Source organism: Dendrosporobacter sp. 1207_IL3150 (genome assembly GCF_036763085.1).
Lineage (GTDB): Bacteria > Bacillota > Negativicutes > DSM-1736 > Dendrosporobacteraceae > JBAIYU01.
Genome location: NZ_JBAIYU010000014.1, coordinates 74,164 through 87,078 on the forward strand (window position 1 = coordinate 74,164; position 12,915 = coordinate 87,078).

General features: G+C 36.8%; 12 protein-coding genes. 11 read left to right on the plus strand and 1 reads right to left on the minus strand.

The window, feature by feature from the left end; all coding sequences use genetic code 11:
- The first annotated feature begins 3 nt into the window (after nt 1-3).
- The 4 genes from recN (at nt 4) to spo0A (ending at nt 4,640) form a co-directional block, all read left to right on the plus strand.
- Nucleotides 4-1,710 carry a DNA repair protein RecN gene (gene recN / locus V6C17_RS08575; RefSeq protein ID WP_333522161.1) on the plus strand — a complete coding sequence of 569 codons (1,707 nt, stop codon included), beginning with the start codon at nt 4-6 and terminating at the stop codon, nt 1,708-1,710.
- 167 nt (nt 1,711-1,877) lie between these two features.
- Nucleotides 1,878-3,227 (plus strand): SpoIVB peptidase, encoded by a 1,350-nt coding sequence (spoIVB, locus tag V6C17_RS08580; RefSeq protein WP_333522162.1) that lies wholly within the window; start codon nt 1,878-1,880, stop codon nt 3,225-3,227.
- Between the two features lie 197 nt (nt 3,228-3,424).
- Nucleotides 3,425-3,697, plus strand: a complete 273-nt coding sequence (gene nrdD, locus V6C17_RS08585; protein WP_333522163.1) for an anaerobic ribonucleoside-triphosphate reductase — start codon at nt 3,425-3,427, stop codon at nt 3,695-3,697.
- Nucleotides 3,698-3,869: 172 nt separating this feature from the next.
- Nucleotides 3,870-4,640 carry a sporulation transcription factor Spo0A gene (gene spo0A / locus V6C17_RS08590; RefSeq protein ID WP_333522164.1) on the plus strand — a complete coding sequence of 257 codons (771 nt, stop codon included), beginning with the start codon at nt 3,870-3,872 and terminating at the stop codon, nt 4,638-4,640.
- Nucleotides 4,641-4,830: 190 nt separating this feature from the next.
- Here spo0A and V6C17_RS08595 read toward each other — a convergent pair whose 3' ends face one another.
- Nucleotides 4,831-4,959, minus strand: coding sequence for a Z-ring formation inhibitor MciZ (locus V6C17_RS08595; RefSeq protein ID WP_333522165.1), 129 nt, complete (start codon nt 4,957-4,959; stop codon nt 4,831-4,833).
- A 63-nt stretch (nt 4,960-5,022) separates the two neighbouring features.
- Here V6C17_RS08595 and V6C17_RS08600 point away from each other — a divergent pair, with 63 nt between their 5' ends.
- The 7 genes from V6C17_RS08600 (at nt 5,023) to V6C17_RS08630 (ending at nt 12,866) form a co-directional block, all read left to right on the plus strand.
- Complete coding sequence (locus tag V6C17_RS08600; RefSeq protein ID WP_333522166.1) at nt 5,023-5,550, plus strand: NUDIX hydrolase; 528 nt, start codon at nt 5,023-5,025, stop codon at nt 5,548-5,550.
- A gap of 1 nt (nt 5,551) precedes the next feature.
- The gene (locus tag V6C17_RS08605; RefSeq protein ID WP_333522167.1) at nt 5,552-6,745 is read left to right on the plus strand and encodes an endonuclease Q family protein; all 1,194 of its coding nucleotides are present in this window, start codon (nt 5,552-5,554) and stop codon (nt 6,743-6,745) included.
- A gap of 68 nt (nt 6,746-6,813) precedes the next feature.
- Complete coding sequence (gene spoIIM / locus V6C17_RS08610; protein WP_333522168.1) at nt 6,814-7,452, plus strand: stage II sporulation protein M; 639 nt, start codon at nt 6,814-6,816, stop codon at nt 7,450-7,452.
- A gap of 592 nt (nt 7,453-8,044) precedes the next feature.
- A complete protein-coding gene (gene xerD, locus V6C17_RS08615) occupies nt 8,045-8,932 on the plus strand; it encodes a site-specific tyrosine recombinase XerD (RefSeq protein ID WP_333522169.1) in 888 nt (295 codons plus the stop codon).
- 125 nt (nt 8,933-9,057) lie between these two features.
- Nucleotides 9,058-10,254 (plus strand): phosphopentomutase, encoded by a 1,197-nt coding sequence (locus tag V6C17_RS08620; protein ID WP_333522170.1) that lies wholly within the window; start codon nt 9,058-9,060, stop codon nt 10,252-10,254.
- The gene (locus V6C17_RS08625) at nt 10,241-11,566 is read left to right on the plus strand and encodes a thymidine phosphorylase (RefSeq protein WP_333522171.1); all 1,326 of its coding nucleotides are present in this window, start codon (nt 10,241-10,243) and stop codon (nt 11,564-11,566) included. Before V6C17_RS08620 ends, V6C17_RS08625 begins: the two co-directional genes overlap by 14 nt.
- A gap of 124 nt (nt 11,567-11,690) precedes the next feature.
- Nucleotides 11,691-12,866 carry a D-alanyl-D-alanine carboxypeptidase family protein gene (locus V6C17_RS08630; RefSeq protein ID WP_333522172.1) on the plus strand — a complete coding sequence of 392 codons (1,176 nt, stop codon included), beginning with the start codon at nt 11,691-11,693 and terminating at the stop codon, nt 12,864-12,866.
- The last annotated feature ends 49 nt before the right edge of the window (nt 12,867-12,915 follow it).

Consider the following 12,915-nt stretch of genomic DNA (forward strand, 5'->3'; position numbering starts at 1 on the left):
TGTGTGCTAAAAACGTTGACAGTTTCTAATTTTGCGTTAATCGAATACGCTGATATAAGCTTCACTGATGGGCTGAATATACTTACTGGTGAAACTGGAGCTGGCAAATCAATCCTAATTGATGCGTTTAGCGTGATCTTAGGTAGTCGGGCGTCGGTGGATTATATCAGAAAAGATACCGATGCTTTGCGTGTTGAAGCTGTTTTTGATATTACGGGCAATAACTCGGTCATAACTCTTTTAGCTGAGCAGGATGTCACACCAGAAGAAGATGGTACGCTTATATTGAGTCGCCGTTTGTCGCGTAATGGTAAAAATACTATAACGATAAACGGGTGTCATATAACGCTGGCTTTTTTGCGTCAGCTAGGAGAGTGTCTGGTTGATATGCACGGTCAGCATGAGAACCAATCACTGTTGCGTTCAGAAACACATTTCGATATACTAGATTCTTACAGCAAAAATATCAGAGAAAAACTTCAGTCTTATCGAGATGTCTACCATGAGTGGCTGAAAATTGGACAAGAATTATCCAAAAAGGAAAGTCAATCACGCGAAAGAAATCAACGTCTAGATATGATGAAATGGCAGACAGAAGAAATTGCTGCTGCTTGTCTAAAACAAGACGAAGAAATCGAATTAGAACAAGAGGTTAAAATACTTGCTAATTCGGAGAAAATTGTAAATTCATTAAATAAGGCATACACATATTTAAATAATAATAGTAAGGGTTATGTTGGTGTATTAACAGGTTTAGCTGATGCTAAGCGTGAATTAGAGATAGCTGTTCGGTACAATCCTGAGTTTCAGCCTCAATTAAAAATTGTAATCGAAGCCTTATTTCAGCTAGAAGAATGCAGTCGTGATATTCGAGATTTCAGCGATAATCTTGAGTTTAATTCACATCAATTGGCACAATTGCAAGAGCGTCTGGATTTAATTTACAAACTCAGCAAAAAATATGGTCCTACAACTAAAGACATATTAGATTATTATGATCAAGCATTACAGGAACTTTCTGAACTTATCAGCTATGATGAAATAATAGCTGACATGAGCAACAAAAAAAAGCTGCTTGAGAAATCCATGCTCCAATTAGCACAAGAAATTTCAACGATGAGAGAAGCAAATTCAGAGAAGATTGCTGAAGAAATACAAAATCACTTGATACATCTAGGTATGCCGAAGGCAAGGTTATATTTCAATATCAAAAGATTAGAAAAATATACTCCTAATGGATTTGATGATATTGAAGTCCTGTTTTCTGCAAACCCTGGTGAAGAACCTAAGGCTATTCAGAAGGTGGCGTCAGGAGGAGAACTTTCGCGCTTAGCTTTAGCTATTAAAGCAGTTAATGCTAGACATGATAACGTAAGCACGATGGTTTTTGATGAAATAGACACTGGTATTGGCGGCAAAACAGCTCAAATGGTAGCAGAACGTATTGCCATGGTAGCAGCGTATAAACAAGTGCTTTGCATAACGCATTTACCACAAATTGCCGCTATGGCTGATGTTCATATCTATATAGAAAAACATATCGAAGAAGAAAAAACTTTAACGAAGATTAAAACTTTAAATGAGAATGAACAAATTACCGAATTAGCTCGCATGGTCTCAGGCAATGTAACACAAGTTGCGAAGGACAATTCAGCCCAAATGTTAAATGCTGCACGAGAATTAAAAGAAAAATGGAAAAATAAAGCGTAAGCGCGAGCTTACGCTTTATTTGTTGATTAATTCAATGCTAGCAAGCTTCTAAGGCTTTTTATGCATTGATTTCCGGAATAATCACCGAAAAATTCGGGAATCTTTAATTTAGAGTTAAAAGTTTTTATCGTTTTCTAGGATAATGTTACAGGGAGTGATGGCAAAATATGTTACGTAGTAAATGGCGTTCCGTTGTTGGAATGTGTATTGCTGTACTAATTGTTGCTTTCTCGATTTCGCCACAGTTTCGTAACATTTACGGTCTCCCGCCAAATATGAGAATAATTCAAGGAGAGACTGCATTATTCACGGTAAACTATCCCTTAACGGTTACCGTAAGTCAAGATCTAGGTGACAGCATTCGCATTAAGTCTCCATCAAATGGATATGCAATATCTCGACCAGTATTTTTAGAATCAGTAAAATTAGGTCGTGGAACGGTTGAGTTTAAACTTCTCGGATTAATACCCATTAGAACCGTTCAAGTTGATGTTTTGCCTCAGCTGAAGTTAGTACCTGGCGGTCATTCTATTGGTGTTGTCCTCCATTCGCATGGTGTCATTGTTGTAGGAAATTCACCAGTATTAGCGAGTGATGGTCAATTTATAACTCCTGCGAAAGATGCTGGCATTAACGTTGGCGATATAATTCTCAGCATAAACGATATCGCAGTACAAAGTGATAATCAAGTTGCTGAAATTATTGATTCAAGTGGACAAACTGAAAAGTCGCTTAAGTTCCTAATTAAACGAGGTAGTGAGCAATTAACCCTAAATGTGAATCCGGTTTTATGTAATGATACCAAACGATACCGAATTGGATTATTTGTAAGAGACAGCGCTGCTGGAGTTGGTACATTAACTTTCTATGAACCAAACTCACACGCTTACGGTGCGCTAGGTCATGTAATTACTGATAGTGATACAAACCAGCCGATCGATTGCGAAAAAGGCAAGATTGTTCCAGCAACTGTATCTGGAATTCAGCATGGAAAACGCGGTCAGCCAGGTGAAAAAATTGGCGTATTTATTGAAGAAGATCAACTACTAGGAAATATTCAAAAGAATACTCAATTCGGTATATACGGAAATCTAAATAACAATTTACAAAATGATTTATATCAAGAAGCTATTCCGGTTGCATCAATGAATCAGATCCAGATAGGTTATGCTGAAATGCTAACAGTAGTAGAAGGTCAAAATATTGAAAGATTTTCGATTGAGATACAAAAAATAAATCTCCAGGATTATCCTGAGGGCAAAGGATTAGTTATAAAAGTGACCGATCCTCGTCTTTTAGAAATGACTGGTGGTATTGTTCAGGGAATGAGTGGCAGTCCGATAATCCAGAATGGTAAGATTGTTGGTGCAGTAACTCACGTATTTGTACATGATCCAACTAAAGGCTATGGATGTTTTATTGACTGGATGCTAATGGAAAGCGGGATAATACCTAAAAAAGAAAGGCAAACAAGTAACCGACTTTTTACTCATTATACTTTTCCAAAAATCGCATAAGTAATATAAAAAGAGCAGCTTAAAAGGTTGCTTTTTTTATTTTTTATAATTATCTATAGATAACTATTATTAAAAATACAAAATAAATGGACAAACCCTATTCAATAAATCTTCTATATATTGTATAATTGATGTATAAAAAATGGTACAAGAACCAACATCTTGTATTTAGAAAAATAATAAGGGGAGAGAGACAGATGATTATTGACAATATTAAAATCATTGCACAGGATGGTATTACTGAAGAAGAAATAAATTCAATTTTAATTGAAGAAAAAGTGTTATGGCATGCTAAAGGGAAAGAAATTGCCGAAATTCATCTTACTCTAGACAATGAAGAGATTATTGTAAAATCCTTTGAAAAATCGCCAATCAAAAGAATTCGCAGAATAACTGGTTATTTGAGTGAACAGACGAATTTTAATGATGGTAAAATTGCTGAATTACATGATCGCTACAAGCATGCATAAATAAACAAACAGCTTACTTGCGTTTTGAAAGAAATGTAAATTCATTAGAAATTTTGTCGACAAAATAAATAGGATAATTTGGATTTTATTTCCAAACAAGGAAGGAAATGACGCAGTTTTGTCGAATTCTATTTTCATAAAGCTTTAGAAAGCGCAAGGAGAGGATATAATCGTGGTTAAAGAAAAAATTAGAGTAGCAATTGCTGATGATAATCGAGAATTTGTAAGCATTATTCAAGAATATCTAACGCAGCAACCTGACATTGACTTGATCGGGGTAGCCTACAACGGCGAAGAAATATTAACAATTATCGAAGAAAAAAAACCCGATGTAGTTATTTTAGATATTATTATGCCTCATCTTGATGGAATAGGGGTCTTAGAACGTGTTAATACATCTAGTGGCAGACGCCCTAAAATAATTATGCTTACAGCTTTCGGTCAAGAAAGCATAACTCAGAGAGTCGTAGAACTTGGTGCAGACTATTATATTCTAAAACCATTTAATATGGACGTCATTAGCAGCCGCATTAGACAGCTTGCAAGTACGATTACCTCTCAACGACCTGTTGTTGCCCAGGCGTTAAAGGCTCGTCCGATAGATATTGAAGTTACAAATATAATCAGAGAAATTGGTATTCCCGCCCATATCAAAGGATATCAATACCTAAGAGATGCTATTATGATGATTATCACTGAAATCGAACTTTTAGGTGCTGTCACTAAGGTGCTTTATCCAATGATTGCCGAAAAGTATTCTACTACACCTAGCCGGGTAGAAAGAGCAATCCGCCATGCGATTGAAGTGGCTTGGGGTCGAGGCAATATGGAAATGATAAATCGCATTTTTGGATATACAATTAAACTTGAAAAAGGGAAACCTACTAACTCTGAGTTTATGGCAATGATTGCTGATAAATTGAGAATGGAAATGCGCGCATAGCAAAAAACCGTCCAAGCTATTATATTTTAGCTGGGCGGTTTTTGTTTTTACCTGATTCTAATGTATTGCGCATGATAGCAGTTTTTACGACGAAGCAAATTATGGCAGGAGTTTTTTCGATGAGGCTGAATAAAATACTGATAAACTCTGTATGTTATTAATGTTTAGTATGAGTTTGCAATATTGAAAACTAATTTAATTTGGAGCTTATCAATTCTTTAACAGTAAGATATCTTTTTTGTGCTTCGCGAAGATAGCGACAAACATCTTTAGCTTTACCTGTAATATGCATGCTATGATGCATTATTATTATTTGCATGGATATCCCTCCCTGCAAATAATATATGAAATGTTTAGGTAAAGTATACCAGGAGGTATTTTTGTGAATAAATTAGAAGAAAAATTTATTAGGTCTGAGGAAATATTTAACGGCAAACTTCTTACAGTCCGTCGTGATACGGTAAAACTACCAAATGGTAAGGAGGCAACTCGGGAACTAATTGAGCACCCAGGTGCGGTAGCGGTTGTTCCAATTCTAAATGATGGCTCAATATTATTAGTGCGCCAGTTCCGATATCCTGTTGGTAGAGTTACACTTGAAATTCCAGCTGGCAAGTTAGATAAGGGTGAAGAACCTGATGATTGTGCAAAAAGGGAATTAGAAGAAGAGACTGGTTATAAAGCAAATAAACTGAGACGTTTATCCTCAATCCTTACAACTCCCGGTTTTACTAACGAAGTAATTCACTTATATGTAGCGGAAGAGTTAATTTTAGCAGAGCAGTGCCCCGATGAAGATGAGTTTATTGACGTAGAAGTATTTACAAAAGAACAAATAAGAACACTGATAAAATCTGGGGAAATATCTGACGCCAAATCATTACTAGGTCTACTGTTAGCCGGTTTTTAAAATGAAAAGAATTTTCGCTGACTTACACATACACGTAGGGATAAGTGAGCAAGGGCAATGGGTAAAGATTCCAACATCCAGGCGACTAACAATTCGGAATATTTTTAATGAATCAATTCATAGAAAAGGTTTAGATTTAATTGGAGTTGTCGACGCGTTATCGCCATTAGTTCTTGAAGATTTAGAACGCTTAGAAGCAAAAGGACTGCTTTTGCTTCTAAGCGGTGGAGGTTATAGATACAAAGGTATTCTTACGGTACTCTTAGGCGCAGAAATTGAAACAACTGAAGTAAACGGTGGACAGGCCCATAGTTTAATATTTCTTCCAAGCATTTCTGAAATGAGAGAGTTTTGTGTGCGTATGTCTAGGCATATTAAAAATATTAATTTAAGCTCCCAGAATGCACATATGACTCTTGGTGATTTAATTAATATAGCTAGTGAGCATGAAGCAATGATAATACCAGCACATATATTTACGCCACATAAGAGTCTTTTTGGTGTCTGTTGTGATTCTCTTGAACAAATATTAACAGATAATCAGATAGATAAAATTACGGCAGTAGAGCTGGGATTGAGTGCTGACAGTGTGATGGGTGATCGAATTGCGGGATTAGATCAATTTAGCTTTCTCTCGAATTCAGATGCTCACTCTTTAGAAAAAATCGCTAGAGAATATAATGTTATCTCTGTAGCAGATTCAAACTATACCGAATTTTACAAAGCATGTCTTCGTAAAGAAGGCAGGCAAATTTCAGTGAACTATGGATTAAATCCTCGTTTAGGTAAATATTATCGAACTTTCTGCGCTTATTGTGGAACAGCAAGACCAGAAGAAGCTATTTCCATATCATCTTGTTACCATTGCGGAAAAAGTAAATATATTAAAGGTGTAAAGGATAGAATCGATGAAATAGCCTTCAAAGGGTTGATAAATCAACCCCAATATCGTGCCCCCTATATTTATCAAATTCCGCTTGAATTTTTGCCTGGTATCGGCAAAAAAACAATAGAAAAATTATTACACGAATTTGGCACAGAAATCAATATATTACACAGAGTAACCTTTAATCAGCTGATTTCAGCTATCGGTGAGCGGTTAGCAAAAGAAATTGAAACTGCGCGTACTGGACAGGCAAATATAATTGACGGAGGCGGTGGAATATACGGTCGCATTTTCAAAAACTTAATATAGGACAAATTGGTCTAAAGGCTCTCAGCCCTGCATAGATTGTAACAGGTCATGAGCAGGGAGGAGCGCGAATGTTAGGCTATTTTCGACAAGGTTTGGGCGATTACTTAAAATCAAATATAGTTGCCTATTTTTTTATAATATTAATTTTTATTGTCGGGATAGTGGTTGGAGCGCTTGCCGTTAAAACCCTTCCAGATGAGCAGAAAACAGAACTGATAAGTTATTTAAGAATTCTATTTAACGGTTTAACAAAAGGAACCGACGGTGTTGGGGATATTTCTAATATGTTAGGCACCGTGATAATAAACAATGTTAAAACAATAGTGTTAATGTTTATATTAGGGTTCACTGTTATAGGAATTCCATTTGTTTTGTTTATGGTTTTTACAAGGGGTTTTATAATCGGATTTACTGTTGGGTTCCTTGTAAATGAGTACGTTATGAAAGGACTGCTGTTTGCATTAGCATCGGTGCTGCCGCATAATTTTTTAGCCGTCCCAGCTATTGTGATAACAGGAGTATCGGCAATTGCATTTTCTTTAAAACTTATAAGACGAAAAACAAATGGCAGAAGTAATATATTTTCTGAATCACTTATATACACTGGTATATGTATAACTATGATGGTTGTTATGGTTATAGCAGCAGTTATTGAAGTCTATGTGTCTCCAGTTTTTATGAAACTTGTTGCGGGTATTCTGTTATGAAATGAAAATAATGCAAAGTGCACCTCAATGTTAGAGTGGTCTAAACATTGAGGTGCACTTATATTTTATTGACTTTGAGTTTAGATTATCATCACTTTTTGGGCACAAACGTCCGACCAGCTTTTTCAGAACCATAATAATAAAGTAAGATATTTATTCTTATGTCTTAGTACAATTTTCATAATCAGCATGAATAAAATTGCTGCAAACCGAATAATTATGATATTAAGTTAAGCAGTTGAAAGTGAGGTGGGGGAATGGTAGTTGTTTTTCCATGGAGTAGTTTCATAAAAAAAGTCAGGATCTGTTTGCGAATAATTATATTAGCTGTTTTTCTCTTCTACATTCTACCCAAACTCCTGAGTCAATTATGGATCATTAATAATATGGAACCTAAAATTAAGCCCGAATATTTGGAAAAACCACTGCGAGTTATGGATAGTATAATTAAGAAGGTCTAAATTACAAAAAAGGTAAATTAATAGTATATTTTGACAGTTAAATAAAGGAAATATAGATTTTATGTGGAATAGCTTCAATGTAAAGCTTAGGCTATAAGGACCGGAAATCCGGAAAAAAGGGTGGTAAAGAGATGGAAGGTTATGTTAATGAGTTTATTAACTATCTTGCGGTTGAACGCGGCTTAGCGCAAAATACTCTTGAGTCTTATGGAAGAGATTTACGTCAATTTGAAACTTACCTGCAGAGCGGCAAAATGGAAATACTTAAAGATTCTAATCGCAACACCATCCTAGGCTATTTAAGTAATCTTCAGTCAAAAGGTCGTGCCGTTTCTACAATCTCCCGGAATCTAGCAGCTATTAAATCATTTTATCAATACTTAGTGCGCGAGCGCTATATAGATAAAGATCCAGCAGCTAATCTAGAATCACCAAAGCTTGAAAAGAAACTTCCCCGGATACTTGCGATCACAGAGGTGGAAGAATTACTCAAACAGCCTAATGTTCTTTTACCTACAGGTTTGCGTGATAAAGCCATGCTTGAGCTGCTTTACGCTACTGGAATAAGGGTTTCTGAACTAATTTCTTTAAATATATCCGATGTTAATCTTGATATGGGATATATCAAGTGTTATGGAAAGGGTTCAAAGGAACGAATAGTTCCGCTAGGTTCTATTGCTGCGCGCTGTGTTCAGGATTTTATTAGTAAAGGCAGACCTAAATTAGTGCGTACATATGAAGAACCGGCACTATTTGTTAATCATCATGGCAATCGTCTTACCCGCCAAGGTTTCTGGAAAATAATAAAGAAGTATGCACAGGAAGCAAATATTACTAAAGAGATTACGCCTCACACATTACGGCATTCCTTTGCAACCCATTTATTGGAAAATGGTGCGGATTTAAGATCAGTACAAGAAATGCTGGGTCATGCTGATATTTCTACGACTCAAATATATACTCATGTCACTAAAAACCGCTTGAAAGAAGTGTATGATAAAGCTCATCCACGTGCATAATAATTTTATCCTCAGTATAACTTTCTTAAATGCAGAATAAGTGGTAAGTATCGACTTGCGCTATCGCTAAGGATCGGCACAAGCCGTCTTTTCATTATTAATTTTTAACAAGGGAGTAATAAGCGTTGTTTAAACGAGTTATTATTTTAATACTAGATAGTGTTGGTATTGGCGCTGCGCCTGATGCTGCTGATTACGGTGACAGCGGCGTGAATACTTTGGCTAATATTGCTCGCTCACAAGGCGGGCTTTTCTTGCCTAATTTAGAAAAAATGGGATTAGGCAGCATAGCTGAAATTGCCGGTGTGAGAAATATCCAAACCCCGATAGCTAGCTTTGGCAAAATGGCAGAAATATCTAAGGGGAAAGATACGACGAGCGGTCATTGGGAATTAGGAGGATGCCCGACATTTACTTCTTTTCCAGTTTACCCTAAAGGTTTTCCAGATGACATTATTAATAAATTCAGCAATCTTATAGGAAGAAAAATTCTTGGAAATAAGGTTGCTTCTGGTACAGAAATTCTTGAGGAGCTTGGTGAACAACACATGTCGACAGGGTATCCGATTGTCTATACTTCTGCCGATAGTGTTTTTCAGATTGCCGCCCATGAAGAGATAATACCATTAACCGAATTATATGAAATGTGCAAGATAGCTCGTGAGAAAGTATGTATAGGAGAACATGCCGTAGGTAGAATTATTGCTCGTCCATTTATCGGAATACCTGGCAATTTTGTTCGTACATCAAATCGCCATGATTATAGTCTTACTCCACCTGAGAATACGGTCTTAGATATTATGAAAGCAGCCGGGTTTTCAGTAACTGGGGTTGGTAAAATATCGGATATTTTTGCAAATCGCGGTATAACCAGGTCTATATCAACAATTTCCAACGATCATGGAATGGAAGTACTAGTAGGCTTAGTAAAAGAAGATACAGAAAGTGATTTAATATTAGCAAATCTTGTAGACTTTGACAGTAAATATGGGCATAGAAATGATGCGGCTGGCTACGCTAAAGCGTTAGAAAAGTTTGACGAAGATCTAGCTCGTCTGCTTCAGGAACTTAAACAAGACGATTTACTGATTATAACCGCCGATCATGGTTGTGATCCAACAACTCCTGGAACAGACCACACTAGAGAATATGTACCACTTTTAGTTTACGGCAAAAAAACAAGTATTACTAACCTTGGTATACGTTCTACTTTTGCAGATGTTGCAGCAACTGTAGCTCAAAACTTTAGTCAACAAAAGCTTGCGTATGGAACTAGTTTTTTGCCTGATATCATAAGGGGAACAGTCAATGAGAATGCTTGATATAATTGCGCAAAAGCGTAATAAACAAAATCTCAGCAGTCAAGAGATAAGACAAGTTATCAGAGAGTATACTGGTGATTTAATTCCTGACTATCAGATGGCGGCCTTTTTAATGGCAGTGTGCATAAATGGTATGACATACGAAGAAACGGCTGAGATGACTTTAGCCATGGCGGAGTCAGGCAAAAAGTTAGATTTAAGTGATATTTCTGGTATAAAAGTTGACAAACATAGTACTGGTGGAGTAGCAGACACGACAACACTAATCTTAGCTCCGCTAGCTGCTTCGGCGGGTGTTCCGGTAGCTAAAATGTCAGGACGTGGATTGGGATTTACTGGTGGAACTATTGATAAACTTGAGTCTATTCCTGGTTTCAGGACTTCACTTCCTTATGAAGAATTTATTGCAAATGTCAGGAAACATAATTTGGCTCTTTGTAGTCAAAGCAATGATATTGCCCCTGCTGACGGGAAAATTTACGCACTGCGAGATGTAACTGCTACGGTAGAAAGCATTCCTTTAATCGCTTCGTCTATTATGAGTAAGAAAATTGCCGCGGGGGCGGATAAAATACTCCTAGATGTTAAAGTGGGTAGTGGTGCTTTCATGAAAGACCTAGATAGCGCAATTTTATTAGCCGAAACCATGGTCAAAATAGGCGATATTGTCGGCCGGGAAACCAGAGCTGTATTGACTAGTATGGATGAACCGCTTGGTTTTGCTATTGGAAACAGTATCGAGATAACTGAGGCTATAGATGTATTATCAGGGCGAGGCAAAGATTCTTTGCGGCATTTATGCCTAACCTTAGGAGCTCATATGCTTCATATGGCAAATTTAGCATCGAATGAGAGCGAAGGTTATGCTGAATTAGAAAAACTTCTTGGAAACGGAGAAGCCTTGCAAAAATTTGGCGAATTTATTTCGGCGCAAGGTGGCGATCCTAATATTATTAAAAATAAGAGCTTGCTTCCACAAGCCAAATATGAAGAAGACGTTAAAAGTAATCATTTAGGATTTGTACAAAAAATTGATGTTGCAAAAATCGGTTCGATAGCAACCATATTAGGTGCCGGGCGTGAATATAAGGGTCAAGAAATTGATTTAGCTGCTGGTATGACCATGCGTTGTTGTATTGGTGATTACATTAGTGCAAATGATGTATTAGCAACTATTCATTCTAATAATAAAGAAAAGATGGAAGTTGCGCGAAATATGATAATTCAGGCTATAACAATAGGAAATACTAAGCCGGTAAAACCGCAGCTAATTTTGGGATTAGTCGATAAATATGGTTTCCAAAAATTATAATTGCCTATAAAACGTAAAGATCAGCTTTCGAGCTGATCTTTGTTGTATTTTCCAGTGTATGCAGTTTTCAAGTTGGTTAACCTAAAACAAACTAATGTATGCAAATGAAAGGAGTGTTAATGTTATGCGCCGATTGCATCCAAGAAGGTTATGTCTAGTAGTTGCTTTCGTGTTTCTTGTAGTTAATATCCTTGGCTCAATAACTTTTGCAGCTGAACCGAAAAGATCTGCAGCACAGCTTGATACAACAGCAGAATCAGCAATACTAATGGATGCCAACGGAACCGTGCTTTATGAAAAAGACTCTCACAAAAGATTACCACCAGCGAGTGTTACCAAAGCTATGACACTATTGTTAGCCGTGGAGGCAGTTGAACAAGGTAAAGTAAAGCTTACAGATACTGTTACTACCTCAGAAGGAGCTTGGAAACAAGGTGGTTCTCAGATTTGGCTAGAACCTGGCGAGTCAATGACTATGCATGAAATGCTCATTGCTTTGGCAGTAGTAAGCGCAAACGATGCCGCATTCTCCGTTATGGAACATATCTATGGCAATGAACAGGCAGCAGTAGACGCAATGAATAAGCGGGCCCAAGCTTTGGGCTTAAACGATACTCATTTTGCAAATGTTAACGGATTACCTATTTCAGATCACTATATGAGTGCCTATGATACTGCATTAATTGTAAAAGAAGCTGTCCGTCACCCTCTATATATGGAATTATGCAGCATCAAAGAGTACTGGTTGCGTGGTGGGAAAAACTGGCTGGTTAATACCAATAAACTTTTATGGTGGTATAAAGGCGCTGATGGACTAAAAACTGGCTGGACTGAAGAAGCAAAATATTGCTTTGCTGGCACAGCAAAAAGAGATGGACTAAGATTAATTTCTGTAGTTTTTGCAACTCCAGAACCTCGTTCGCATTTAAGAGAAAGTATGAAACTTTTGGATTGGGGTTTTGCTAATTTTTCTGCTATACCAATTGTAGAAGCCGGCGCTGTAGTAGAGAGATTAAAAGTAAATAAAGGTACTGAAAAAGAGGTTCAGCTGGTTGCTTCAGAAGATTTAAATTTATTAATTGCAAAAGGACAAGGAAAAAATTTGCAAAAGAAAATAGTGGCTGAGCCGACAGTAAGTGCGCCTATCCAACAAGGACAAAAATACGGTGAACTTATCGTCTTAAAAGATGGCAAAGAACTAGGAAAAGTTGACTTGATTGCCGAAAAAACGGTAGAAAAAGCAGGATTCTTCAAAATATTTCAGGATATGATAGCAAATTTATTTAACATTAGTAATTAATACAAAAGCGGGAGTTATTCCCGCTTTTTTTTGTAAACTTGCAGGAAAA

What these genes read in the sequence shown, in the direction of transcription:
- spoIIM (WP_333522168.1), top strand. Translation starts at nt 6,814, where the DNA reads ATGTTAGGCTATTTTCGACAAGGTTTGGGCGATTACTTAAAATCAAAT.
- V6C17_RS08630 (WP_333522172.1), top strand. Translation starts at nt 11,691, where the DNA reads ATGCGCCGATTGCATCCAAGAAGGTTATGTCTAGTAGTTGCTTTCGTG.
- spoIVB (WP_333522162.1), top strand. Translation starts at nt 1,878, where the DNA reads ATGTTACGTAGTAAATGGCGTTCCGTTGTTGGAATGTGTATTGCTGTA.
- V6C17_RS08605 (WP_333522167.1), top strand. Translation starts at nt 5,552, where the DNA reads ATGAAAAGAATTTTCGCTGACTTACACATACACGTAGGGATAAGTGAG.
- V6C17_RS08595 (WP_333522165.1), bottom strand. Translation starts at nt 4,959, where the DNA reads ATGCAAATAATAATAATGCATCATAGCATGCATATTACAGGTAAAGCT.
- xerD (WP_333522169.1), top strand. Translation starts at nt 8,045, where the DNA reads ATGGAAGGTTATGTTAATGAGTTTATTAACTATCTTGCGGTTGAACGC.
- nrdD (WP_333522163.1), top strand. Translation starts at nt 3,425, where the DNA reads ATGATTATTGACAATATTAAAATCATTGCACAGGATGGTATTACTGAA.
- V6C17_RS08625 (WP_333522171.1), top strand. Translation starts at nt 10,241, where the DNA reads ATGAGAATGCTTGATATAATTGCGCAAAAGCGTAATAAACAAAATCTC.